This window comes from Methylosinus sp., from assembly GCF_036560965.1.
GTDB lineage: Bacteria > Pseudomonadota > Alphaproteobacteria > Rhizobiales > Beijerinckiaceae > Methylosinus.
The window spans coordinates 114,997-138,868 of the sequence record NZ_DATBQF010000054.1 but is presented as its reverse complement, the minus strand read 5'-3'; the positions used below and the strand labels follow the sequence as shown (position 1 = coordinate 138,868).

Annotated in this window: 30 protein-coding genes; 26 read left to right on the top strand and 4 right to left on the bottom strand. The window is 65.2% G+C overall.

Features of this window, described 5'->3' with window-relative positions; genetic code table 11:
* Positions 1-319: 319 nt before the first annotated feature.
* Complete coding sequence (locus VIF40_RS14090) at positions 320-547, bottom strand: helix-turn-helix transcriptional regulator (protein WP_331938136.1); 228 nt, start codon at positions 545-547, stop codon at positions 320-322.
* Between the two features lie 227 nt (positions 548-774).
* On the opposite strand from VIF40_RS14090, the gene VIF40_RS14085 reads away from it, so the two are divergent.
* The 25 genes from VIF40_RS14085 (at position 775) to VIF40_RS13965 (ending at position 21,255) form a co-directional block, all read left to right on the top strand.
* Complete coding sequence (locus tag VIF40_RS14085) at positions 775-1,038, top strand: DNA -binding domain-containing protein (RefSeq protein WP_331938135.1); 264 nt, start codon at positions 775-777, stop codon at positions 1,036-1,038.
* A gap of 138 nt (positions 1,039-1,176) precedes the next feature.
* Positions 1,177-1,386, top strand: coding sequence for a transcriptional regulator domain-containing protein (locus VIF40_RS14080; protein ID WP_331938134.1), 210 nt, complete (start codon positions 1,177-1,179; stop codon positions 1,384-1,386).
* The gene (locus VIF40_RS21515; protein ID WP_414684811.1) at positions 1,331-1,960 is read left to right on the top strand and encodes a DUF2285 domain-containing protein; all 630 of its coding nucleotides are present in this window, start codon (positions 1,331-1,333) and stop codon (positions 1,958-1,960) included. Before VIF40_RS14080 ends, VIF40_RS21515 begins: the two co-directional genes overlap by 56 nt.
* A gap of 220 nt (positions 1,961-2,180) precedes the next feature.
* Complete coding sequence (locus tag VIF40_RS14070) at positions 2,181-2,405, top strand: DNA-binding protein (RefSeq protein WP_331938132.1); 225 nt, start codon at positions 2,181-2,183, stop codon at positions 2,403-2,405.
* Between the two features lie 12 nt (positions 2,406-2,417).
* The gene (locus VIF40_RS14065) at positions 2,418-3,584 is read left to right on the top strand and encodes a replication initiator protein A (RefSeq protein WP_331938131.1); all 1,167 of its coding nucleotides are present in this window, start codon (positions 2,418-2,420) and stop codon (positions 3,582-3,584) included.
* Positions 3,581-4,219, top strand: a complete 639-nt coding sequence (gene parA, locus VIF40_RS14060; protein ID WP_166143211.1) for a ParA family partition ATPase — start codon at positions 3,581-3,583, stop codon at positions 4,217-4,219. Before VIF40_RS14065 ends, parA begins: the two co-directional genes overlap by 4 nt.
* A gap of 55 nt (positions 4,220-4,274) precedes the next feature.
* Positions 4,275-4,529, top strand: coding sequence for a hypothetical protein (locus tag VIF40_RS14055; protein ID WP_331938130.1), 255 nt, complete (start codon positions 4,275-4,277; stop codon positions 4,527-4,529).
* Entirely contained in the window at positions 4,526-5,044 is a 519-nt protein-coding gene (locus VIF40_RS14050; protein ID WP_331938129.1) for a DUF2840 domain-containing protein, read from the top strand. The genes VIF40_RS14055 and VIF40_RS14050 overlap by 4 nt, the downstream gene beginning before the upstream one ends.
* A complete protein-coding gene (locus tag VIF40_RS14045; protein WP_331938128.1) occupies positions 5,041-5,586 on the top strand; it encodes a S26 family signal peptidase in 546 nt (181 codons plus the stop codon). The genes VIF40_RS14050 and VIF40_RS14045 overlap by 4 nt, the downstream gene beginning before the upstream one ends.
* A 34-nt stretch (positions 5,587-5,620) precedes the next feature.
* Complete coding sequence (locus tag VIF40_RS14040) at positions 5,621-5,956, top strand: DUF736 domain-containing protein (RefSeq protein ID WP_331938127.1); 336 nt, start codon at positions 5,621-5,623, stop codon at positions 5,954-5,956.
* 4 nt (positions 5,957-5,960) lie between these two features.
* Positions 5,961-6,737 carry a lytic transglycosylase domain-containing protein gene (locus VIF40_RS14035; protein WP_331938126.1) on the top strand — a complete coding sequence of 259 codons (777 nt, stop codon included), beginning with the start codon at positions 5,961-5,963 and terminating at the stop codon, positions 6,735-6,737.
* 370 nt (positions 6,738-7,107) lie between these two features.
* Positions 7,108-8,865 (top strand): relaxase/mobilization nuclease domain-containing protein, encoded by a 1,758-nt coding sequence (locus VIF40_RS14030; protein WP_331938125.1) that lies wholly within the window; start codon positions 7,108-7,110, stop codon positions 8,863-8,865.
* 145 nt (positions 8,866-9,010) lie between these two features.
* Positions 9,011-10,990 carry a conjugal transfer protein TraG gene (locus VIF40_RS14025; RefSeq protein WP_331938124.1) on the top strand — a complete coding sequence of 660 codons (1,980 nt, stop codon included), beginning with the start codon at positions 9,011-9,013 and terminating at the stop codon, positions 10,988-10,990.
* A gap of 9 nt (positions 10,991-10,999) precedes the next feature.
* A complete protein-coding gene (locus tag VIF40_RS14020; RefSeq protein WP_331938145.1) occupies positions 11,000-11,443 on the top strand; it encodes a ribbon-helix-helix domain-containing protein in 444 nt (147 codons plus the stop codon).
* 137 nt (positions 11,444-11,580) lie between these two features.
* A complete protein-coding gene (gene trbB / locus VIF40_RS14015) occupies positions 11,581-12,567 on the top strand; it encodes a P-type conjugative transfer ATPase TrbB (protein WP_331938123.1) in 987 nt (328 codons plus the stop codon).
* Positions 12,564-12,902: a TrbC/VirB2 family protein gene (locus tag VIF40_RS14010; RefSeq protein ID WP_331938122.1), complete on the top strand. Its 339-nt coding sequence runs from the start codon at positions 12,564-12,566 to the stop codon at positions 12,900-12,902. Before trbB ends, VIF40_RS14010 begins: the two co-directional genes overlap by 4 nt.
* Positions 12,902-13,180: a VirB3 family type IV secretion system protein gene (locus VIF40_RS14005; protein WP_331938121.1), complete on the top strand. Its 279-nt coding sequence runs from the start codon at positions 12,902-12,904 to the stop codon at positions 13,178-13,180. Before VIF40_RS14010 ends, VIF40_RS14005 begins: the two co-directional genes overlap by 1 nt.
* Before the next feature lie 7 nt (positions 13,181-13,187).
* Entirely contained in the window at positions 13,188-15,623 is a 2,436-nt protein-coding gene (gene trbE, locus VIF40_RS14000; RefSeq protein WP_331938120.1) for a conjugal transfer protein TrbE, read from the top strand.
* Positions 15,623-16,366 carry a P-type conjugative transfer protein TrbJ gene (gene trbJ, locus VIF40_RS13995; protein WP_331938119.1) on the top strand — a complete coding sequence of 248 codons (744 nt, stop codon included), beginning with the start codon at positions 15,623-15,625 and terminating at the stop codon, positions 16,364-16,366. The genes trbE and trbJ overlap by 1 nt, the downstream gene beginning before the upstream one ends.
* 9 nt (positions 16,367-16,375) lie before the next feature.
* The gene (gene trbK-alt, locus VIF40_RS13990; RefSeq protein ID WP_331938118.1) at positions 16,376-16,705 is read left to right on the top strand and encodes a putative entry exclusion protein TrbK-alt; all 330 of its coding nucleotides are present in this window, start codon (positions 16,376-16,378) and stop codon (positions 16,703-16,705) included.
* Entirely contained in the window at positions 16,702-18,042 is a 1,341-nt protein-coding gene (gene trbL, locus VIF40_RS13985; protein ID WP_331938117.1) for a P-type conjugative transfer protein TrbL, read from the top strand. The genes trbK-alt and trbL overlap by 4 nt, the downstream gene beginning before the upstream one ends.
* A gap of 3 nt (positions 18,043-18,045) precedes the next feature.
* On the top strand, positions 18,046-18,729 hold the full coding sequence (trbF, locus tag VIF40_RS13980) for a conjugal transfer protein TrbF (RefSeq protein WP_331938116.1): 684 nt from the start codon (positions 18,046-18,048) through the stop codon (positions 18,727-18,729).
* Positions 18,726-19,796, top strand: a complete 1,071-nt coding sequence (trbG, locus tag VIF40_RS13975; protein ID WP_331938115.1) for a P-type conjugative transfer protein TrbG — start codon at positions 18,726-18,728, stop codon at positions 19,794-19,796. Before trbF ends, trbG begins: the two co-directional genes overlap by 4 nt.
* Entirely contained in the window at positions 19,793-21,001 is a 1,209-nt protein-coding gene (locus VIF40_RS13970) for a TrbI/VirB10 family protein (RefSeq protein ID WP_331938114.1), read from the top strand. Before trbG ends, VIF40_RS13970 begins: the two co-directional genes overlap by 4 nt.
* A complete protein-coding gene (locus VIF40_RS13965; protein ID WP_331938113.1) occupies positions 20,998-21,255 on the top strand; it encodes a DUF2274 domain-containing protein in 258 nt (85 codons plus the stop codon). The genes VIF40_RS13970 and VIF40_RS13965 overlap by 4 nt, the downstream gene beginning before the upstream one ends.
* On the opposite strand, the gene VIF40_RS13960 is transcribed toward VIF40_RS13965, so the two are convergent.
* Positions 21,219-22,133 carry a LysR family transcriptional regulator gene (locus VIF40_RS13960; RefSeq protein ID WP_331938112.1) on the bottom strand — a complete coding sequence of 305 codons (915 nt, stop codon included), beginning with the start codon at positions 22,131-22,133 and terminating at the stop codon, positions 21,219-21,221. The two genes, VIF40_RS13965 and VIF40_RS13960, sit on opposite strands and share 37 nt — an antisense overlap.
* Before the next feature lie 185 nt (positions 22,134-22,318).
* On the opposite strand from VIF40_RS13960, the gene VIF40_RS13955 reads away from it, so the two are divergent.
* Entirely contained in the window at positions 22,319-23,134 is an 816-nt protein-coding gene (locus tag VIF40_RS13955) for a hypothetical protein (protein WP_331938111.1), read from the top strand.
* 29 nt (positions 23,135-23,163) lie between these two features.
* Here VIF40_RS13955 and VIF40_RS13950 read toward each other — a convergent pair whose 3' ends face one another.
* Positions 23,164-23,511, bottom strand: coding sequence for a helix-turn-helix transcriptional regulator (locus VIF40_RS13950; protein ID WP_331938144.1), 348 nt, complete (start codon positions 23,509-23,511; stop codon positions 23,164-23,166).
* 156 nt (positions 23,512-23,667) lie between these two features.
* Positions 23,668-23,793 (bottom strand): hypothetical protein, encoded by a 126-nt coding sequence (locus VIF40_RS13945; RefSeq protein WP_274541223.1) that lies wholly within the window; start codon positions 23,791-23,793, stop codon positions 23,668-23,670.
* Positions 23,794-23,872: the final 79 nt, after the last annotated feature.

The window sequence follows — 23,872 nt, the reverse complement described above, 5'->3', positions numbered from 1 at the left end:
CAAGGAGCGCGCGTCATAATCGCCTCGAAGCCCAATCGCCGCCGCCATGGCGAACCTCCATGTGTTCGCCTGGTCGAATCAAATTTCAGCCGATTCGGGAATCCCACACGTGAGTCGGCCTCTCAGAGAGTTGGTATTACGGCGCGGACGTTATCGTGAATGGGCTCTCGAAAACCCCTGCCGCCGATGATCCACGTTTTCGTGAATTGGTACGTCGCCTACATCGTGGGCAATGACGATCTGAAATTTTCTGTTCCGCGTGCCTTTTTTTTGGCCCGGCCGTTGCGGGTTGTGACCAACCTCCGGCGGGCTGCCGAGTTCAGCCGCGAGCTCTGGGCTTGCTACGCTTGAGAAGATCGGCGGGCTCGATCCCGAACGCATCAGCGATCCGACCTATAATACCCACACTCGTCGACACATTGGCGCGCTCGATCGCGCCGACATAGCGAGAACTCAGTTGCGCCTTCTCGGCAAGCGCTTCCTGCGTCCACTTTCTGGCGTGACGCAGGCGACGGACATTCGTCGCTATGACCTCCTCGATCTCCATGGCAGCATGGAAGCCGAGTCGAGAACGTTCATTCCAGGAACGAACGTTCCTATTCGTCTGCGACCGTGCTACGCTCGGTCCCTGACGAACCTGCGGGTCTGCATTCCCAGCGAACAACGCGATGCGCCGATTGCATCACCGTCGGAATAGAACGCCAATCAATCCTGGGATATAATCCTGCCGTCTCGCCATGAATTCGCCGGCATAGAGCGACAGGCAGTTCCGCAATGAGCACGCCAGCCTTCGAAGATCGTCCGCCTGTCACCGAGCACGTGAACGCTTACGACGAGCGCCACCTCGCGACCTATCTGCAACTGTTGGACGCCGCCGAAGAGGGCGCCGATTGGCGCGAGGTCGTCGCTGCGATTTTCGGAATCGACCCGGAGCGCGAGCCGGAACGGGCGAAGAGTGTCCATGAAAGCCATTTGGCCAGAGCGAGATGGATGTCCGCGGCCGGCTATCGCCAGCTTTTGGGCACGCGCGCGCAATAGTCTCTCTTCTCGCCTGCCATAAAAAGGTCACGGGCGCTCGCGGCACGCGATGCAACCCTTTGGGCTAGTTTTGGTTCTGCCATTCCGGAATCGTCGAAGTCGCCGCTCGAGCTACGAGGCCAAGCCGAGGAGCGCTTCATGCCGACGAATTTTTGGAAATCTCCTGATTCTATCGAGCAATTGAAAGACCTGGACCCTTCCGGTTTCGCGCTCGAATTTCTGCGCCGAAACCCGGAGTATCGCCAGGATTATCGTGAGACGCTGAGGCGGATCGAACGCGGCGCCGTCGACAATACGACCGCCCTTTCGAGCCTCGCGCGTCGCTGGGGGCTGCAGTTTCGCCCATGACCCGGAAACTCCGGCAGGAAGGGAGCCTGCACTCTGGCTCCCTGAGATCGACCCTGGCACGCTGATCATCGCTTCGGCGCCGCCCCGCTTCGCGGCGGATGAGACCTTCGATCCGACCACCTTAGGCAAGGTCGTCGCCGACAGGTCCGACGACGGCGACAGGCGGGTCCTGATCGGTGACGCCCGAGGCGAGATTCATCTTTGGATGAACGACGGCGCGCCGGGTCGCCCCGCGATCATCTTGCCGCTGGACGCGTCACTCGAAATCCGGCTCGAAGTCGCGTCGCGATTCGTTCGTCTTCTTCAAGGCAGCGACGCAGGGCCGCTTCCTCGCGCGCTGCAATTGACTGCGCAGCGACGCGCGCGTCTCATCCTGTTGCTGCACGCGCTGGATTTCCGGCTCGGCGGCGCGGGGCCACGCGACATCGCCGCGTCCCTGATCGACGCCGAGGACGCTGCGCTTCCCGCGCTGGAGTGGAAGAGTTCGGCGACGCGCCGCAAGGCGAACCGTCTCATCCATGATTCCGTCGCACTGATGAACGGCGGCTACAAGCGGCTGCTGCGCGGCGGCTGATGACCCTTCCGCATTGTCCCATCCCAGCGCGCCTCGCGGAAGGGGGGACACGGACCGGCCTCAAAACTTCGTCCTCCCCCCGCGCTTCTCTTCTCCGCCACGGTGACATCGAAACGCCGCGACCTCCCTGCGGCGCACCTCACCGCTACGGAGGCGTCTCTTGCGCGACAAATCACCCGAGGGCGCCACGCGCTTCGTCCGGACGCATGAAGCCGCGCGAATGCTCAGCCTCTCCGCGCGCACGCTCGAAAAATACCGCTGTCACGGCGCCGGCCCGACGTTCCGCAAGCTCGGCGGGCGCGTCGTCTACGCGATCGAGGACATCCAGGCCTGGGCCGACGGTGCCGCCTGCCGCTCCACGTCCGATCCGCAATATGTCGAAGCGCGCGACGCCGTCCGCGTCGACACCGGCGTGCGCATCGCCCGCCTGAACACCCACCGCTGAGGCGACGCCGCCATGTCGCGCCGCCTCCCCGTCACCTCGAGCGAGCGAAGCCGGCTCCACCCCTTCGTCATCGCGACGGGGGACGCATCCCCCCGCGATCAGCGCGATCTCATGGAGCGGCCGTTCTTCTCGCTCGCCAAGGCGAAGCGCACGACGCCGATCCTCTACGAGGCGGCCGGCGCGCGCGTGGAAGTCTTCGCCATGCCAGAGCACGGCATGGCGACCATATGGGACGCCGACGTGCTGATCTGGGCAGCGAGCCAGATCGTCGAGGCTGAAAATCAGGGCCTCACGACCTCACGCTTCCTGCGCTTCACGCCCTATCAGCTCCTCAAGGCCGTCGGACGGGCGACCGGCGCCCGCGACTACAAGCTGCTGAAGGGCGCGCTCACCCGCCTGCAATCGACGGCCATCTGCACCACCATTCGCAACGGCGAGCATTGGCGTCGAAGCCAATTCTCCTGGATCAACGAATGGGAGGAGTGCGTGACGCGCGACGGCCGCGTCGAAGGCATGGAGTTCGTTCTCCCGGAATGGTTCTACCGCGGCGTCGTCGACCGCTCGCTCGTGCTCGGCATCGACCCTGCCTATTTCCGGCTGACGGGCGGCGTCGAACGCTGGCTCTATCGCGTCGCCCGCAAGCACGCCGGCCGCCAGAAGCAGGGCTGGATCTTCGACATCCCGCATCTGCATCAAAAATCCGGCAGCCTCGCGAGGCTCAGGGATTTCGCGATCGACATCCGGCTCATCGTGTGCCGGCAGTCGCTGCCCGGCTATCGCCTGCGGATCGAGCACGAGGGCCGGCGCGAGCTGCTGCACATCCTGCCGGCGGACTTATCCACAGCCCCTGTGGATAAACCTGTGGAAACACTCGGGACTTCGGGCGCGCATGCTATCGGGACTTCGGGCGCGGCCCTATCGGGACTTCGGGCGCGCGGAGGGCAGCTAACCCTCTGGCCCGCTGAAAAAATCTCGGCTCTTAACTTAGAGTCTAACAGAGACTCTAACTTTTGTTTGCGCCCGGCCGGTGTGGAAATCACATCCGAGCGTTTGCGCAAACCGAAACTTCCGTCTGAAAAGAATACGCCTGATACAACTTTCCGTAAATCCGGCTTTACGGACGATGCGACTTTCGAGGCGCCTGTTCCCTTCGACGAGAAGGAAGGAGGCGCGTCATGATCGTCGCGCTGCTCAACCAGAAGGGAGGAGTCGGCAAGACGACGCTCGCCCTGCATCTCGCCGGCGAATGGGCTCGGCAGGGAAAGCGCGTCACGCTGATCGACGCCGATCCTCAGGGCTCAGCGCTGGACTGGTCACAGCAGCGAGCGCGCGAGAACCTCTCACGGCTGTTCACCATCGTCGGCCTGCCGCGCGATACGCTCCACCGCGAGGCGCCCGAATTGGCGCGCGGCGTCGACCATCTCGTCATCGATGGTCCGCCGCGGGTCGCCGGCCTGATGCGGTCGGCGCTGCTCGCCGCCGATCTTGCGCTGATCCCGGTGCAGCCATCGCCCTTCGACGGCTGGGCGTCTGCCGAGATGCTGGCTCTGCTCGGCGAGGCGCGCATCTATCGCCCGCAGCTCGCCGCCCGTTTCGTCCTGAATCGCTATGCGGCGCGCACCGTCATTGCGCGCGAGACGGTCGAGACGCTCGCCGATCATGATCCACCGGCGCTCTCCGCCACCATCGGTCAGCGCATCGCCTTCGCCGACGCGGCGCAGACCGGCAGGCTCGTCTGCGAGCTCGCCGACGATACGCCGGCCGCACGCGAGATTGTCGCGCTCGCAGCCGAGGTTGGGAGGATCGCGCCATGACGATCTTCGCGAACGTTGTGCGCGGCGACTCGCCGATCGACGACGGAGGCGCCGCATGAGCGAGCGCCCTGCAAAGCGCGGCTTCGCGGCGCGTCCCGGCGACGCCGAGGGCTGGATCAGATCGGCCGAAGCTCCCGCCCGACGCTCGAATGACGCCAGCGGATTCACCGCGCGCCTGACGATCGACGTCACGCCGGCGCTCCGCGGTCGCATCAAGGTCGCCGCCTTTCGGCGCGGCGTCACCGTCGCCGACATGCTGCGCGACCTTCTCGCGCGTGAATTTCCCGACGATCCCGGAGAGACATCATGAACGACAACGAGCCGCAATCCGCTCGCGTCGAAACGCCGCCGAGTCGCGGCGCCACACCTCTCACCCATGTCGAGCTGACCTGGATCGAGAAGAAGATCGAGTTTCGAATTCGCTTCGGCCATCGCGCCACAGACGAGATACTCGACCGCCGCCGCCGCATCGCCAGCTTCGCTCCCGGCAGCATCTTCTGCTTCGTCCGTTGGGCGTCGAACGACTTTGGCACGGTGATTTCACGGATGGACATTGTCCGCGCCGTCGGAGCCGGCGAGCGCTATCAGACGCTGCCCTTCGTGCGTCCCGGCGGCGAGATCCTGCTGCGCGTCGACGCATGGCCGAGGGTCGAGCGAGCGCTCCAGGCAATCGACGCCATAGAGGCGATCGGCGTCGATCCCGCCGACGCATCGCCTGACTATTGGCGGCATTTACACAACCGTCTCGCCGTCGGCGACGAGCCGCGCGCCTACACGCGCGAGCAGCATGACGCCTGGCTGAAGCGCCGGAGCGTCGCGCCATGATCCGCCTCGGCTATGTCACGGCGACGCTCTCCTCCGTGCTGCTGATCGGCGGCCACTACTTCGTTCCCATTACCCCGCGGCTCGTCTGGAACGCCACGGCGAGCACGCCGACCGGGCTCTATGAGCTTCGACCGGCCGATCGTCTTCACGCCTTGCAACTGGTCGCCGCCCAGCCACCGGAACCTATCGCGCGCTTTCTCGCCGATGGAGGCTTCCTGCCAAACGGCGTGCTGCTTCTGAAGCATGTCTTGGCGCTCCCCGAACAGACCGTGTGCCGCGTTGGCGCCCTCGTCTCGATCGATGGCGTCGACGTCGGCGAAGCGAAAGATCGCGATCGCCTCGGTCGTCCGCTGCCGAGCTGGACCGGCTGCCGGACGCTTCGGCCAGACGAGGTCTTCCTCATGAATCCGACCGTCCAGGACAGCCTCGACGGCCGCTACTTCGGTCCATTCCCCGTCACCTCGATCGTCGCCCGCGCGGTTCCGATCTGGACCGACGAAGAGGGCGACGGCCGTTTCGTCTGGCGCGCCGCCGTCGACTGACGCCCGCGCGACTCTTCCAATCAAGGAGAATCCGATGACGCAGATCGGTCGATTCACTCGCACCAAGTCGGGATATTCGGGCGCCATCCGCACGCTGTCGCTCGACGCCCAGATCGTTCTCGTTCCCTCCGACCACGGCGGCGCGGAGAACGCGCCGGATTATCGCATCCTGCTCGGCGATGACGAGGGACCAGAGATCGGGGCGGCATGGAAACGCGTCGGCGAAAAGGCCGGCGACTATGTCTCGCTGCTCCTCGACGATCCAGCCCTGACGCAGCCGATCCGCGCCAATCTGTTCCAGTCGAGCGAAGACAAGTCCAGCTGGCTTCTGCACTGGACCCGACTCCAGAAGCGCAACGAGCGGGACTGATGACATGCGCTCCGCACTCCCGCTCATGATCAAATCGGACCACCTGAACCGGGCCTGCACGCGTGCGCGATTCACGCTCCTTCTCCTTATCGGCCTCGCTCCGGCCTGCACACTGGGCGGAGTCCTGCCCGCAAAGGCAGCGCCGATCGAGCGCCCGACCGATGGCGAGCCCTATGCCGTCCACGTCACAGAGGCGGCGCGGCGCTTCGGCATTCCCGCGGCATGGATTCGCGCCGTCATGGCGATCGAAAGCCGCGCCCGACGAGACGTTATCTCACCCAAGGGCGCGATCGGGCTCATGCAGATCATGCCGGACACTTGGACGGAACTGCGCAGCCGTTACACTCTTGCCGGCGATCCTTTCGACGCACACGACAACATTTTCGCCGGTGCGGCGTACCTCCGCGAGCTGCACGATCGGTACGGCTCGCCGGGCTTCCTCGCGGCCTATAATGCGGGACCGCGCCGCTACGAGGATTATCTCGGCGGGCGCCGTTCGATGCCGCCAGAAACCCGCGCCTATGTCGCGACGCTCCTTCCTCTCATGCTGGGAAACGACAGCGCTCGACCCGCCATTCGCTCCGTCTCCGGTCTTTCGCCGTGGATGAAGGCGCCGCTGTTCGTCCAGTATACCGACAGCCAACGCGCCACCAACCATCCGGCACCAATTCAGACAGCGACCTACACGACAGCTGTCGCCGTCACGCGCGATCTGTCCGCCATCGCGCCTCGATCAGACGGCCTGTTCGTCGCGCTCTCGTCGACGGAGCACGCGCAATGAGCCAGCACCGCTGTTGCAGTCGGACTGCCGACCTTCGCGCATCGACGGGCCTCATTGCCGTCATTCGCCTGGCGTTGAAAGCGCGCAGACGCATTGTGAGCGCCATTCGCGACCACTGCGCATTCCAGCGTTTCCGAGCGCAATGTCGCGAAGAGAGAACGGCGGAAGGCAATTCAGCGCAGAACACGACCGGGCTAAGGCGAGATAAAAGCGCCTGCCACGCTGACAGACAAGTCGCTGTCGCGACTCGTCTTTCGTCGGGCAGGCTGATCGGTCGTTGGCAGGTTTCGGTAAATCCTCGTGGAGTTACAAGGCTTCGACTTGCACACTATGTTCTGGCGGCTGCCGTTCGCCTCGGCGAGGCGCGCCGATGAGCCGTGAGGAGAACGATTTCCGCGTCCGGCAGGGACGGGTCCGCACGACGCGCGCGCCGAAGTCGAAGAGCTTCGTCGCTGAGGTTTTGAAAGCGGCACGCAAGGCCGGACCTGCGACGCCACCGAACGGCGCGCGATCTGTCTCACCCGGCGACTCGAGCTTCGGGCGCGGGCGCGCCGCCTTCGGCCGCGCCCGCCTCTTCGATCCGGGCCGCCGCGTCGTCGTCAAGGCGCGCGTCGTCCGCCACAAGGGCCGAAGCTTTCGATCGGCGCCGCTGTCCGCGCATTTTTCCTATCTGAAGCGCGAGGGCGTCAGCCGCGATGGAGAGAAAGGCGTGATGTTCGATGCCGCGAACGATCACGCCGACGATCGCGCCTTCGCCGAGCGATGCGACGGCGACCGGCATCATTTCCGCTTCATCGTCTCGCCTGAGGACGCCGGCGAGATGACTGACCTCAAAGCCTTCACTCGCGACCTCGCCGGGCGGATGGAGGCCGATCTCGGAACGAAGCTCGATTGGGTCGCCGTCGATCATTGGAACACGGACAATCCTCACGTCCATCTGCTGGTGCGCGGCATCGACGAGACCGGCGCCGATCTTGTCATTGCCCGCGATTACATCAGCCGTGGCCTGCGCTCGCGCGCGGAAGACCTCGTCGCCGTCGAGCTCGGACCGCGTCCAGAACATGCGATCCGTTCGGCGCTCGAGCGCGAGGTCGACGCCGACCGCTGGACACGGCTCGACGCCGCCATCCGCTACGCCGCCGACGAGACGGGCCTGGTCGACCTGCGCCCGGCGAGTCCAGGTCCAGACGATCCTGAATTGCGCCGCCTGATGGTCGGCCGCGCCCAGAAGCTCGAACGAATGGGTCTCGCCGCCTCCGCCGATCCCGGCCGATGGAGGATCGGACTGGAAGCCGAAGGAACGCTGCGCGACCTCGGAATGCGCGGCGACATCATCAAAACCATGCACCGCGCCTTCACCGAGCGCGGCCAGGACCGCGGCGTCGGTGATTATGCCATCGATGCTGCGCCTTCAGAGTCGCCGATCCTCGGGCGGCTGGTCGACAAGGGACTGCACGACGAGCTGAGCGGAGAAGCCTATGCCGTGATCGACGGGACCGACGGCCGCGCCCATCACGTCCGCTTCCGCGGCATCGAGGCGCTCAACCATGCTCCGCCTATCGGCGGCGTCGTCGAGGTGCGGCGCTTCGGCGGCGCCGACGATCCGAAGCCGACGCTCGTCCTGGCGACGCGCTCGGACTTCGATCTCGATCGCCAGATCGGCGCGTCGGGGGCGACCTGGCTCGATCACCGCCTCATCGAGCGCACGCTGACGCCACTGGCGATAGGCGGATTCGGCGGCGAGGTCCGCGATGCCATGAAGGCGCGCGCCGAGCATCTCATCGCCGATGGACTGGCTCAGCGCCGAGGGGGCCAAGTCATTTTCCAGCGCGACCTGCTCGCGACGCTGCGCGGCCGCGAGCTGAATGACGCCGCTGCAAAGCTCTCGGCCGACACCGGCCTTCCGCGCACCCAGGCCGCGGCGGGCGTTCGGGTCTCTGGCGTCTATCGCCAGCACCTCGTGCTCGCTTCCGGGCGCTTCGCCATGATCGACGACGGTCTCGGCTTCCAGCTCGTGCCCTGGTCGCCGACGCTCGAAAAAAAGCTCGGCCAGCATGTCGCCGGGACGGCGCGAGACGACGGCGGCATCGAATGGAGCATCGGCAGAAAACGAGGATTGGGCCTATGACGATCGGTGAATCTCGATCGCCGGTTCACGCGCCAGTATTTTTTCGTCTCGGTTCGCCACGCTACGATCGCGACGCGAACACGCTTGAATGCGCTCGGACCGCGTCTTTGTCTCGACGCCTCGCTCTATTCGAATGGAGGCGTCCATGTGGGCGACCAGGATTCTTTGGGGCCAAATTCTCGTCGTATCGCTCATCGTGCTGACGACGATATGGACGGCGACCGAATGGACCGCCTGGCGCCTCGGCTTCCAGCCGCAGCTCGGACATCCCTGGTTCGAGTTCGCCTATTTCCCCTTCTATCCGCCGCCCGCCTTCTTCTGGTGGTGGTATGCCTTCGACGCCTATGCGCCAGCGATCTTCGTCGAAGGCGGCTATATCGCAGCCTCGGCCGGGCCACTCTCGATCGCGGCGGCGATCGCCATGTCGATTTGGCGCGCGCGCGAGGCCGACGACGCCGAGACCTATGGGTCCGCCCGCTGGGCGCGGCCCGACGAGATGAAAGCCGCTGGCCTGCTCGGCCCCGACGGAGTCGTGCTCGGCCGGCACGAAAGCGCCTATCTGCGTCACGACGGACCCGAGCATGTCCTCTGCTTCGCCCCGACGCGCTCCGGAAAAGGCGTAGGGCTGGTGGTGCCGACGCTGCTCACCTGGCCGGGCTCGGCCATCGTCCACGACATCAAGGGCGAGAACTGGCAGCTCACCGCCGGCTTTCGCGCCCGCCATGGCCGCGCGCTGCTGTTCGATCCGACCAACGGCGCCTCGGCCGCCTATAATCCGATGCTCGAAGTGCGCAAAGGCGAGTGGGAAGTCCGCGACGTGCAGAACGTCGCCGACGTGCTGGTCGATCCCGAGGGATCGCTCGAGCGCCGGAACCATTGGGAGAAAACCAGCCACTCACTGCTGGTCGGCGCCATCCTCCACGTCCTCTACGCCGAAGCCGACAAGACGCTCGCCGGCGTCGCCGCCTTCCTGTCCGATCCGAACCTGCCGATCGAGACGACGCTGTGGGCGATGATGACGACCCGGCATCTCGGCGAGGTCGGCCCGCATCCTGTCGTCGCCTCGGCCGCGCGCGAGCTTCTCAACAAATCCGACAATGAGCGTTCGGGCGTCCTCAGCACCGCCATGTCGTTCCTGGGCCTCTATCGCGATCCCGTCGTGGCGAGAGTGACCCGTCAATGCGACTGGCGGATCGCCGATCTCGTGTCCGATCCGCGTCCGGCCACGCTCTACCTCGTGGTGCCGCCCTCCGACATCAGCCGCACCAAGCCGCTCATCCGACTGGTGCTCAATCAGATCGGACGCCGCCTGACCGAGGAGTTGCGCCCCACGGGCCGCCGTCACCGCATGCTGCTGATGCTCGACGAATTCCCGGCGCTCGGGCGACTCGACTTCTTCGAAAGCGCGCTGGCCTTCATGGCGGGCTATGGCATCAAGAGCTTCCTGATCGCGCAATCGCTGAACCAGATCGAGAAGGCCTATGGGGCGAATAATTCCATCCTCGACAATTGCCATGTGCGCGTGTCCTTCGCGACCAATGACGAGCGCACCGCGAAGCGCGTGAGCGACGCGCTCGGCGCCGCGACCGAGATGAAGGCGATGAAGAACTATGCCGGGCATCGGCTTTCGCCTTGGCTCGGTCATTTGATGGTGTCGCGCTCCGAGACGGCGCGCCCGCTGCTCACCCCAGGCGAGATCATGCAGCTTCCGCCATCCGACGAGATCGTCATGATGTCGGGCCTGCATCCGATCCGCGCGAAGAAGGCGCGCTATTATGAAGACCGCCGCTTCGCCGAGCGGATTCTGCCGCCGCCGAAAAACGCCCCTCACGCACACCGGCCGGATGACTGGTCCGCCCTGCCAATCCAGCGCCCGGCAACCGACCTCCTCGCGCGGTCGACAGCCGAGGACGAGGCCAATGGCGGGTTACGACGCGAGCCGGAGCTGCCCGATCATGTCGCGATTGTGAAGGAGACGATTCCATCACGCCGGGATGTGAACGAATTCGCCATCATCGATGATACGCCCGAGCAGGCCGCGCGCCAGCAGGAAATCATCCGGCAACGTATGGGCGGCCTCGCCCGCCAGGGCGCGATGGATCCGGCTGACGGCCTCGAGCTGTAGGAGGCGATGATGCGCGACCGCCTCAATGTTTCGCTTCCCGTGGAGATGATCGCGAGGATCAACGAACTCGCTGCGCAAAAGCGCCTCACGCGCTCCGCCATCGTCGAGGCCGCGGTCGCGTCCTTCTTATCGCCAGACGGCGCGGATCGCATGGAGGCCGCCTTCACACGCCGCCTCGACCGACTGACCCGTCAGGTTCAACGGCTAGAGCGTAACAGTGGCCTCACGACCGAAGCGCTCGCGCTATTCGTCCGCTTCTGGCTGACCGTCACGCCGCCCTTGCCGCCAGAGGCGCAAGCGGCCGCGCAGGTGAAAGGGCGCGAACGCTATGAAGGGTTCATCGAGGCGCTGGGGCGGCGACTCAATCAAGGACGGACATTGCTCGATGAGATTCCGAAAGACATGCTCCGCACCGAACGAGCCGACGAGAACGCCACCGACCCGCGCGAATAGGACGCAAGTATTTTTTCGCCGAGCTACGACCGGCTGCTACGACCGCCGGAACCTTGTTGATTACGCCGGTTTCCTGCCTTTTCTAATCATCCCCACGGTGGATCGCCCTCGCGCGATCGACCGAAGCGGGGGCGGATTTGGCGGCTTCTCTTCTCCATTCACAGGCTCACGCGCGCGGCGCGCGCATGCTGCGCACGGCTCTCGGACCGGCCGTCGCGAGCTTTCTCGAAGACCCAACCGTCGTCGAGGTGATGCTCAATCCCGACGGGAGGCTCTGGATCGACAGATTGTCGAGCGGTCTGGAGGATAGCGGCCACAGAATGTCGGCGGCTGATGGCGAGCGCATCGTGCGGCTCGTCGCCCATCATGTCGGCGCCGAGGTGCATCCGGGATCGCCGCGCGTCTCGGCGGAACTACCCGAGACGGGAGAAAGATTCGAAGGACTGCTCCCACCCGTCGTGGCGGCGCCTGCCTTCGCGATCCGAAAGCCTGCCGTCGCGGTGTTCACGCTCGACGACTACGCGCGCGCTGGCGTCATGACGTCCGATCAAGCCGACTCCCTGCGAAAGGCTGTCGCGGATCGCAAGAACATTCTCGTCGTCGGCGGCACATCGACCGGCAAGACCACGCTCGCCAATGCGCTGCTCGCCGAAATCGCGCATACATCCGATCGCGTCGTGCTGATCGAGGATACGCGCGAGCTGCAATGCCGCGCGCCCAACCTCGTCGCTTTACGCACCAAGGATGGCGTCGTCTCCCTTTCCGATCTCGTGCGCTCGTCGCTTCGACTGCGGCCGGACCGCATTCCGATCGGCGAGGTCCGCGGCGCGGAAGCCCTCGATCTGCTGAAGGCCTGGGGAACCGGACATCCCGGCGGCATCGCCACCATTCACGCCAGCACGGCGCTCGGGGCGCTGCGCCGTCTCGAGCAGCTCATTCAGGAAGCCGTGATCACCGTGCCGCGCGCGCTGATCGCCGAGACCATCGATGTCATCGCCGTTCTGCAAGGCCGCGGCGGCGAGCGGCGCCTCACCGAACTCGCGACCGTCGACGGCCTCGATCCGTCCACCGGCGATTACCGAGTCCTTTCGATCGACGCAAATGTCGCAGGAGACCAATCATGACGCCCCTTGCTCCGAATAGCCGATTTGGCCGACACGTCGTCATCCTCGTCGCCGTCGTCACCTGCGCGGTGATCTCTTCATCTTCCGCCCGAGCCTCCGGCTCTTCCATGCCGTGGGAGACGCCGCTCAATCAAATTCTCGAATCCATCCAGGGCCCGGTCGCCAAGATCATCTCCGTCATCATCATCACGGTGACGGGCCTCACGCTCGCCTTCGGCGACACGTCGGGCGGTTTCCGCCGTCTGATCCAGATCGTATTCGGCCTGTCGATCGCCTTCGCCGCCAGCTCCTTCTTCCTCTCCTTCTTCTCCTTCTCCGGCGGAGCGTTGATCTGATGAGCGGCTTCAACAGCGCCGAGGACGTGCCCGGCTTCTTCGTCCCCGTGCATCGGGCGCTGACCGATCCGATCCTGCTCGGCGGCGCGCCGCGGGCGATCGCGATCGCCAATGGCACGCTCGCCGCGGCGATCGCGCTCGGACTCCGTCTTTGGCTTCCCGGCGCTCTGTTCTGGGCGGTCAGCCACAGCGCCGCCGTATGGGCGGCCAAGCGTGATCCGCAATTCGTCGAGGTCGTGCGCCGTCACCTGCGCTATACCGCATATTTCGGCGTGTGAGGCTGCCATGCTGAACCTCGCCGAATATCGTGGCCGACCGACGAGCCTCGCGGACTTCTTGCCCTGGGCCGCCCTCGTCGCCGCGGGCGTCGTTCTCAACAAGGACGGCTCGTTCCAGCGCACCGCGCGCTTCCGCGGACCCGATCTCGACAGCGCGACGCCGGCCGAGCTCGTCGGCGTGACCGCCCGCCTCAACAATGCGCTGCGCCGCCTCGGCTCCGGCTGGGCCGTTTTCGTCGAAGCCGATCGGGCGCCTGCGCAGCATTATCCGCACGACAGATTCCCCGATGCGGCCTCGGCGCTCGTCGACGTCGAGCGGCAGAACGCCTTCGAGGAAGCGGGCGCGCATTTCGAGAGCCGATATTTCCTGACGCTCCTCTGGCTGCCGCCGGAGGAGGACGCGTCGCGCGCCGAGAATTGGCTCTACGAAGGCCGCGCGCAAGACGGCGTCGATCCGTGGGAGCTGCTGCGGGGATTCGTCGACCGTTCGAACCGCGTGCTGCAATTGGTCGAGAGCTTCATGCCCGAGGCGGAATGGCTCGACGATGGCGAGACGCTGACCTTCCTGCATTCGACGATCTCGACGCGCCGACAGCGCGTTCGTGTTCCAGAAACGCCGATGCATCTCGACGCTTTGCTCGCCGACGAGCCGCTCACTGGTGGCCTGGAGCCACGCCTCAGAAACGCGCATCTGCGCATTCTGACCATCGTCGGCTTTCCGACCGTGACTCATCCCGGCATTCTCGACGAGCTCAATCGTCTCGCCTTCCCCTATCGCTGGTCGACGCGCGCGATCCTCCTCGACAAGACCGAGGCCGTTCAGCTCCTGACAAAAATCCGGCGGCAGTGGTTCGCCAAACGCAAATCCGTCGCCGCGATCATCAAGGAGGTGATGACCAATGAGGCTTCGGTTCTCGTCGACTCGGACGCGGCGAACAAGGCGGCCGACGCCGATATCGCGCTGCAGGAGCTCGGCGCAGACGATGTCGGCGAAGCGTATGTCACCGCCACAGTCGCCGTCTGGGACGTCGACCCGGCGATCGCAACGGAAAGGCTGCGCCTCGTCGAGAAGGCGATCCAGGGCCGCGATTTCACCTGCATAGCGGAAGGCGTGAATGCCGTCGAAGCGTGGCTCGGCTCTCTTCCCGGTCACGTCTACGCCAATGTCCGCCAGCCGCCGATCTCGACGCTCAATCTCGCCCATATGATCCCGCTCTCCGCCATCTGGGCGGGAGCAGACAAAGACGAGCATCTTCACGCCTCTCCCTTGCTCTTCGGCAAGACAGAAGGATCGACGCCATTCCGCTTCTCGCTCCATGTCGGCGACGTCGGTCATACGCTGATCGTCGGTCCGACCGGCGCCGGAAAATCCGTGCTGCTGTCGCTGATGGCGATGCAGTTTCGCCGCTATCGGCGCACACAGATCTTCGCCTTCGATTTCGGCGGCTCAATCCGCGCGGCAGCGCTCGCCTGCGGCGGCGATTGGCACGACCTCGGCGGTGGCCTGTCGGCGGGCTCCGAGGACAGCGTGTCGCTGCAACCGCTCGCCCGCATCGATGACACGGCCGAGCGCGCTTGGGCGGCGGAATGGGTAGCCGCCATCCTCACCAAGGAAGGCGCGGCCATCGACCCGACGGCGAAAGAGCATGTCTGGTCGGCGCTCACCTCGCTCGCCTCTTCGCCCGCCAACGAACGCACGCTCACCGGTCTCGCCGTCTTGTTGCAATCGACTCAGCTGAAGCAGGCGCTTCAGCCCTATTGCGTCGGCGGTCCCTTCGGCCGCTTGCTCGACGCCGAAGAGGAGCGCCTCGGCTATTCCAATTTCCAGGCCTTCGAGACGGAAGGACTCATCGGCGCCGGCGCCGCCGCAGCCGTCCTCACCTATCTTTTTCATCGCCTCGAGCAAAGGCTGGACGGACGGCCCACCTTGCTCGTCATCGACGAGGGCTGGCTCGTTCTCGATGATCCCGCCTTCGCGCGTCAGCTGCGCGAATGGCTCAAGACCTTGCGGAAGAAGAACGCTTCCGTCGTCTTCGCCACCCAGTCGCTCTCCGACATCGACAACAGCCCGATCGCGCCGGTGATCGTCGAGAGCTGTCCGACCCGCATCTTCCTCCCGAACGAGCGCGCGATCGAACCGCAGATCACCGTGATCTACCGCCGCTTCGGCCTCAACGATCGTCAGATCGAGATCATCGCCCGCGCGACGCCCAAGCGCGACTATTACTGCCAATCGCGGCGCGGCAATCGCCTATTCGAATTGGGGCTCGGACCGATCGGCCTCGCTTTTTGCGCTGCCTCCTCTAAGGCCGATCACGCCGCGATCGAGCGCATTCTCGACGAGTTTGGCACGGATGGATTTCTGCGCGCGTGGCTGATCGAGCGCGGCCTCAAATGGGCGGCAGATATCATCCCCGACCTCACCAATCTGGAGTTCTCCTGATGGCTGCTCGTTCTTTTCGCCGCGCGGGCTTGTGCTCCGCCGTGGCTCTCTCGCTCCTCATCATCGCCGATCCGACGCCTGCGCAGATCGTCGTCTATGATCCGAGCAATTTCTCGCAGAACGTGCTCACCGCCGCACGCGAGCTGCAGCAGGTCAATAATCAGATCCAGAGCCTCGCCAATGAGGCGCAGATGCTGACTAATCAGGCGCGCAATCTCGCGAGCCTGCCGCTTTCGACGCTGAGCCAGCTCCAGACCACGATCCAGAAGACGCAGTCGCTGCTCGCCCAGGCGCAGCACATCGCCTTCGAGGTCGAGCAGATCGAGACCGCCTTCGCAACGACCTATGGGCCGACATCGGCCACCGCCTCCAGTTCTGGATTGCTGGCCACGGCGCAGACGCGTTGGCGGAATTCCGTCGCCGCCTTCGAGGACTCTTTGAAAGTGCAGGCCGGCGTCGTCGGCAATATTTCGGGCAACGGCTCCGCCATGTCGTCGCTGACCTCCGCCAGCCAGACGGCGACCGGCGCGCTGCAGGCGGCGCAGGCGGGCAATCAGCTGCTCGCGCTGCAATCGCAGCAGCTTTCCGACCTCATCGCCGTGGTCGCGGCGAAGAGCCGCGCCGATGCGCTCGAACAATCGCGCATCACGGCCGCCGAGTCGCAAGGGCAGGAGCAATATCGGCGCTTTTCGACCCGCTCCGGCTATCAGCCGGGCAATGTCACCATGTTCCACGGCAATTGAGGCGCCGCCATGGAGCGATCGGACATATGGCGCGCCGGCGCGATCCTCATTCTGATCGCCACATTGGTCGCGACGCTCTCCGCGATCGATCTCGATGCCCCTGTACCGATGATCCCTGACGCCGGCGCCGCCATTACCATCGATCCAGACGATCTTTCCGCCGAGTTGCGCCGCTGCGGCGCGCTCGCGCTCCAGGATGCCGAAGACCAGCGCTGTGAGGCGGTCTGGACGGAGAACCGCCGCCGCTTCTTCGGCAGGCCGGCGCGGCCGACGCCTCCCACGGCCGCGCCGGCTATATCCTCATCGATTCCCGCCGCATCGAAAGGCGCGGCACGATGAACAACGTCGGCGTCATTGACTCCTTCCTCAACACCTTCACGACCTATATCGATTCCGGCTTCGGCCTGCTGAAGGGCGATGTCGCCTATCTCTCCTCCACGCTGATCGCGATCGACATCACGCTCGCCGGCTTGTTCTGGGCCTGGGGCGCCGACGAGGATGTGATCCAGAGGCTCGTTAGGAAGACGCTCTACATCGGCTTCTTCGCCTTCCTGATCACCAATTTCAACAAGCTCTCGGGAATCGTCTTCAACAGCTTCGCCGGCGTCGGCCTCAAGGCCGGCGGCTCATCTGTGTCGACCGCCGATTTCCTGCGGCCCGGCCGTCTCGCCCAGGTCGGCCTCGACGCCGGCCAGCCGCTGCTCGACGCGGCGAGCCAGATGATGGGCTTTGCGTCCTTCTTCGCCAATTTCGTTCAGATCGCCGTGCTGATGATCTCCTGGCTGTTGATCATCATCGCCTTCTTCATCCTCTCCGTGCAGCTCTTCGTCACGCTGGTCGAGTTCAAGCTGACGACGCTCGCCGGCTTCGTGCTCATTCCCTTCGCGCTCTTCAACAAGACCGCCTTTCTCGCCGAGAAGGTGCTCGGCAATATCGTCGCCTCTGGCGTGAAGGTGATGACGCTCGCCGTCATCGTCGGAATCGGCTCCGGCCTCTTCTCGCAATTCACGACGAGCTATGGCGGCGAGCAGCCGACGATCGAGCAGACGCTCTCCGTCGTGCTCGCCGCGCTCGCTATGCTCGGTCTCGGCATATTCGGTCCCGGCATCGCGACCGGCCTCGTCTCCGGCGCGCCGCAGCTCGGCGCCGGCGCAGCCGTCGGAACCGGCGTCGCCGTCGCGGGCGCCGGAATGATCGGAGGCGCGGCGCTCGGCCTCGCCGGAAGGGGAGCGACGGCCGCAGCCTCGGGAGCCGGCGCCGCCGCGCGAGGCGGCGCGAGGCTCGCCGGCGGAGCGACGTCGGCTTATGCGCTCGGCTCGGCCGGCGAATCCGGGCCTTCGGCTGTCGCCGCCGGACTTGCCGGCGTCGGCCGCGCCGCGGGAGCCGTCGCAGCGGCTCCCTTCCGGCGCGCGGCCGCACGCGCGACGAGTTCCTTGGCCGAGAACTATTCCGCGGGCGCGCGCGCCGCCTTCGTGGCGACCGGCGGCTCGTCGAACACAGGCGCGGTCGGCGACGGCGCAACCAGCGCTCCGCCAGCGAATGCGCCGCCCGCCTGGGCGCAGCGCATGAAACGCAATCAGCTCGCCAGCCACGGCGCGACGACCGCCGCGCATGTCATTCAGTCCGGCGACAGCCACGGCGGCGGCCATTCCGTCGATCTCTCACAAGAGGAATAGACCATGTTCCGACGCGCCTCGGTGCGCTATGGCCGCACGCCCGAACCGGAAACGCCCTATCAGCGAGCCGCGCAAGTCTGGGACGAGCGCATCGGCTCCGCGCGCGTCCAGTCGAAAAACTGGCGGCTGATGGCCTTCGGCTCGCTGCTCTTGTCCTGCGGCCTCGCGGCCGGTCTCGTCTGGCAGTCGACGCATGGGACCGTCGTCCCGTGGGTCGTTCAAATCGATCACCTCGGCGAGGCGCGCGCCATCGCGCCGGCGACGGCCGATTACACGCCGTCCGATCCGCAGATCGCCTGGTATCTCGCCCGCTTCATCAAGGATGTGCGCGCCGCTCCGGCCGATCCGGTCGTCGTCCGGCAGAATTGGCTGCAGGCCTATGACTTCACGACGACGGCGGGCGCCGCTGCGCTCAACGATTACGCCCGCGCCAATGATCCCTTCGCCAAGCTCGGCAAGCAGCAGATCGCCGTCGATGTCTCCAGCGTCATCCGCGCCTCGGCCGACTCGTTTCGCGTCGCCTGGATCGAGCGCCGCTATCAGGACGGCGCGCTCGCCGACACGACGCGATGGACGGCGATCCTCACCGTCATAATCCAGCCGCCGACCGACGCCGATCGCCTCCGCAAGAATCCTCTCGGCGTCTACGTCAACGCCATCAACTGGTCGAAGGAGCTCGGACAATGACTCGGCGGAATTTCCCGAATGCCGGCGATCCGGCTTCGCACATTGCCGTGAACGTGCTGTCCCGGAAAGATGGAAACGCGTCTTTCCGTAAAGCCGGCTTTGCGATTCTTCTCATCTCCGTGCCCTTGCTCGCCGGATGCGCGAAATTCATTCCGCCTGACATCGATTACGACGACGCGGCCCCGGCGCGGCTCTCCGCCGATCCGCCCGCGCCGGTGAAAATCGTCACCCTCGCCAAGCCGCTTCCCTTGCCGGGCCAATTGAAGCCGCTTCATGCCGGCAAGGCCGCGCCCGAGCCCGCCGATCCGGCCGTGCGCGTCAATCAGGCCAACGCCGCCGCCCGCGTGCAGCCGGTGCGCGACGGATTCATCAACGCCGTGCAGGTCTATCCCTTCTCGGGCGGCGCGCTCTATCAGGTCTATGCCGCGCCAGGACAGATCACGGACGTCGCGCTGCAGGAGGGCGAGCAGCTCGTCGGCTCCGGGCCGGTTGCCGCCGGCGACACGGTCCGCTGGATCATCGGCGACACGGAGAGCGGCGCAGGCGCGACCAAAAAAATTCACATCCTCGTCAAGCCGACACGGCCGGACCTCGTCACCAATCTCGTCGTCAACACGGATCGACGCACCTATCTGCTCGAGCTGCGATCGACCGAGAAGACCTATATGGCCTCGGTCTCCTGGCAATATCCGGAAGACCAGCTCATCGCCTTGCGCCGTCAGAACGCGATTGCCGAATCCGCCGCGCCGATCGCGGCCGGCGTGGACGTCTCCGCGCTGAATTTCCGCTACGCGATCCAGGGCGACAATCCTGCCTGGCGGCCATTGCGCGCCTTCGACGATGGGTCGAAGGTCTATATCGAATTCCCGACCGGCATTCGCCAGGGCGAGACGCCGCCGCTGTTCGTCATCGGTCCGGCCGGCGGCTCGGAGCTGGTCAATTATCGCGTGAGCCGCAACTACTACATCGTCGACCGCCTCTTCGCGGCGGCCGAGCTCCGCCTCGGCGATGCGGACAGCGAGCGCCGCGTGCGCATCGTCCGCACCGACGGAAGGCCTCGGTCATGACGCCGGAGTCGAATGACGAGCGGTTCGCCGCGTCGCCGCCGATCACGCCCGACCTTCGCCTCCGAGGCGAACGCCCGCGCGTGACGCGGCTGTCGCGGAAAGTGCTGATCGGCATGGCGGGCGTCGTCGCCCTCGCGATCGCCGGCGCGCTGGGCTACGCGCTGCAGCCCCGCGACAGGACCGGCGCGGCCCAGGAACTCTACAACACGCAGAATCGTCCCGCCGCCGACGGTCTCGCGAACCTGCCCAAGGACTATACCGGAATGCCTCGGCCGGCGCCGCCGCTCGGACCGCCTCTGCCAGGTGATCTCGGCCGGCCCATTCTGAATGCTGGCGCGGCCGGCAATACGACGATTGTCGGCGCATCGGCGTCCGACCCCGAGGCACAGCGCCGCGCGCAGGAAGGTGAGGCCGCGCGCGTGAGCCGGCTCTTCGCTCAGACGAACGAGCGCGAGAGGCCGATCACGCCGATCGCTCCGACCACGATTTCCGCGGCCGACGCGGGCGCTACAGCTGCGTCGTCAGTCGACGCCGGCTCCGCGCAGAACATGCAGGATCGCAAGACTGCTTTTCTGAGCGCCGCGACCGATCGGCGAACCGTCAGTCCCGATGGGCTCGCAAAGCCTGCATCGCCGTACGTCGTCCAGGCCGGAACGGTCATTCCGGCCGCGCTCATCACCGGCCTACGCTCCGACCTGCCGGGACAGATCACCGCCCAGGTGACCGAGGGGGTCTATGACAGTCCCACGGGGAAATTTCTGCTCATTCCGCAGGGCGCGAAACTGATCGGCCAATACGACAGCTCCGTCGCTTACGGCCAAAAGCGCGTGCTCCTCGCCTGGACCCGGCTCATCATGCCCAATGGAGCCTCGATCGTGCTGGAGCGGCAACCCGGCGCCGATGCGGCCGGCTATGCCGGCCTCGAGGACGAGGTCGACAATCATTGGGACATGCTGCTCAAAGGAGCCGCGCTCTCGACGCTGCTCAGCATCGGCGCCGAAGCCGGAACCACGGGCAGCGAGAACAGCCTCATCCAGGCGATCCGCCGCGGCGGCTCCAACAGCGCGAGCCAGACCGGGCAATTGCTCGTTCAACGCCAGCTCAATGTCCAGCCCACTCTCACCATCCGGCCGGGCTTCCCCGTTCGCGTGCTCGTGACGCGGGATCTCCTATTGGCTCCATACAAGGAAGGAATGGCGCCGTGACGAAATTGAAGCTCGGTCCGCTCGCCGACGACAAGCCCGTCAAAGTCACCGTCGAGATTCCCGCCTCTCTGCATCGCGATCTCACCGCCTATGCGGACGCGCTCGGCCGAGCCAATGGTCAGACGATCGCCGATCCGCTCAAGCTGATTGTCCCGATGCTTCAGCGCTTCATCGCGACCGACCGAGCCTTCGCGAAGACTCGGACGCGTCCGAAACCTCAACCCGATGTCGCCGAAGCCGAAAGATCGGGATAGCGGGCGCGCAGCAGATCGAGAAATGGCTGCAGCATTGGACTGCTGTTCGTCTCTTTCCAATAGGCCGCGAACTGAAGCCGCATTTGCCCACAGTCGCCATGCAGCTCGCGATGGGCAACTCCGGGGCAGACGAAACCAACGGCGCCTTCGAGCAGCGGCGCGACGCCATAGCCGGCGCCGACGAGGCTCAGCAGCCTGTCGAGGCTAACGTCCTGGTAGCTGATACGCAAAGAACCCGAGCCGCCGGCCTTCACGCTCAGCAATTGCTCGAGCTCGGAATCGACGCCGCTCCGCGTCAGCAATATCCGATTGTCGCAAAGCTCCCGCCATTGGATCGCTGGCCGATTGAGCGGGTGATTTTCCTGAACGGCGACGACTACCCGTTCGCCCCAGAGCGGCAGAACGCGGTCGTTCCACCTTCCGCCACCGGAGGTCAATATGGCGACGTCTATCGCGCCGGCGGCGAGCTCGCCGAGCAATCCCTCCTTGGCGCCATCGACCAAGAGAATATCCGCATCCGCGATCTGGCGGCGCAACTCCGCGAGCGTCTCCCGCAGATTGCCTGCTGAGAGCGACGAGCAAATCCCTATTCGCAATGGCCTGCGTCCGCCATTGCGTCGCGTTTTGAATGTGAGGAAGAGGCGGTCCGCTTCATCGACGATGGGCCGCGCCGCATCCAGAAATTCGCGACCGATCGGCGTGAGCTTCGTTCCGCCGGTCGTGCGCTCGAACAAGTCCACGCCGAGCTCACATTCGAGATCATGCAATCGACGGCTGAGGGTGGATTGACGCGTGCTCAGCGTCTCCGCCGCTTGCCGAAGGCTTCGATGCCGCGAGGCGACAAGAGCCCATTTCAGATCTCGAAGCTCCGAATTCACCTGAAAAGCCCGGGTTCACAAGCTGATTTCCAGAATCGGATACGGCGACGACAGGGCGCGCTCAGCCGCTCTAATGTTTCCTACTTCATTGAAATTAAATGGCCTTTTCAAGGCCGCCGATCGAGTGGCTATCGCTTTGCACGCTATGGGTTTTTCGGCGAATGGACCCGTTTCCTCCGTAATCGATGCACCGTCGCGAACAGCCCGACCGCTTTGCGGCGCAAGCCTATGAACGCCAGCGTTTCCAATATGCGTTGCTAAAATGTTCTAGCCGGATTACCTTCTCCCGGCTGCAATTTCATGAGCAGCGGCCGAACGGGATGTTGGAGCATCCCGCCCGGCCTGACCACAACCCACGCTTTACAGGAGCCTGGATCATGGCTGATTCTGAAGATAGCACGACTCCGCCCGCCATTAGCTGGCGCGCAATTCTGCGAGGAACCGGCGCTTTGCCGCCTGCGAAAAAGACCGGAGGGGCGCCGTCCGACCCCGCGCTGCAGCTCTGGCGCAACTGGCAAGCCAATCACACTCAGGTCGTCGCGCTGACGCGCCAGTGGCAACGAATCGAGAAAAAGCTCATTCACTCGGTCGGCATCCCCGAGGTCGCGATCCGCCTTTCCGGTGAGGCGGAGCCGAAAATCGCTCAATCGGTCGACGAGATCGAGGAGCTGGTCGCAAACGAGCCGGCAATCGAGAGAGAAGCGCTGATCGCCGCGTTCGACGAACAGCAAAAGCGATGGAACGAGGCGGCGGCGACGCTCGGCTTCGACGCCGTCGACGCCGCACTCCGAGCCGCTCTCGGCAAGGAGCGCGATTTTGTGGCGTCGGTCCCGAAGACGAAAGCCGCCAGCCTGCCGGGCGTCGCGGCCAAGCTCGCCATCCTCATTCAGCTCGGCGAGCCGAGCCCGACAGATGCGGAATTTCCCTGGCCGGAACTGCGCTCGGCGCTCGCAGATATCGCCCGGCTGGCGTCGCCGGAAGCGGCGGTCTCGCCAATGTGATGCCCGTGCTCGGGTCCATGGTCGCTCGGCTATGGACCCGGCTTCTTTCGAATGTGCCGTCTTTGCGCCGGTCCCGCACTTTTGCGAGACGGCTTTACGCCTTTCTTGGCCTGCGCCTTCGTGCTCGGGCCTTCAGTCGATTCAGCCGATGGCAATTTCGCCTCCGCGCTTTCGCTCGCAGGCCTCAAAAGATCGAGCGCCGGGATTCCGAGAGCGTCGGCGAGGCGGCCGACGACGTCGACCGTCGCCGAATAGACGCAGCGTTCGATCGAGCTGATATAGGTGCGGTCCAGCTCGGCTCGATGGCCGAGCTCTTCCTGCGACAGGCGTTGCGCCCGTCGATATTTCCTCAGATTGCGCGCCAGCGTCTCTCGCATTTCCATGACGAGAACCAGCCAGCTTGAAGAGTATTTATCTACGGAGTATACTCTACAAACGGTAGCCGCTGGTTCGAGGAAGGGAAGCGCCGGCGCGGCAGAGGGCGCTAGTCCGTAAACGACCGAGAGTCCGAAAATGCGTGAGAAGCATCTGGGTCACGCCGTCTCTTTGGCGACGATTTTGTTGAGCACGCGCGAGCAGTTCGCTCGCGCGCTGCGTGACGCTGCGATGGCGAGCATCAGAGCGAGATCGAGAGGCGCGGGTTTCGACCAGCCGATCATCTCCCGCTACTTCCTCGAGTCGCACGTCGACGACGCTCTCTATCTAATCGGCAGAGACGGGATCGACTCGCTCGAGAGC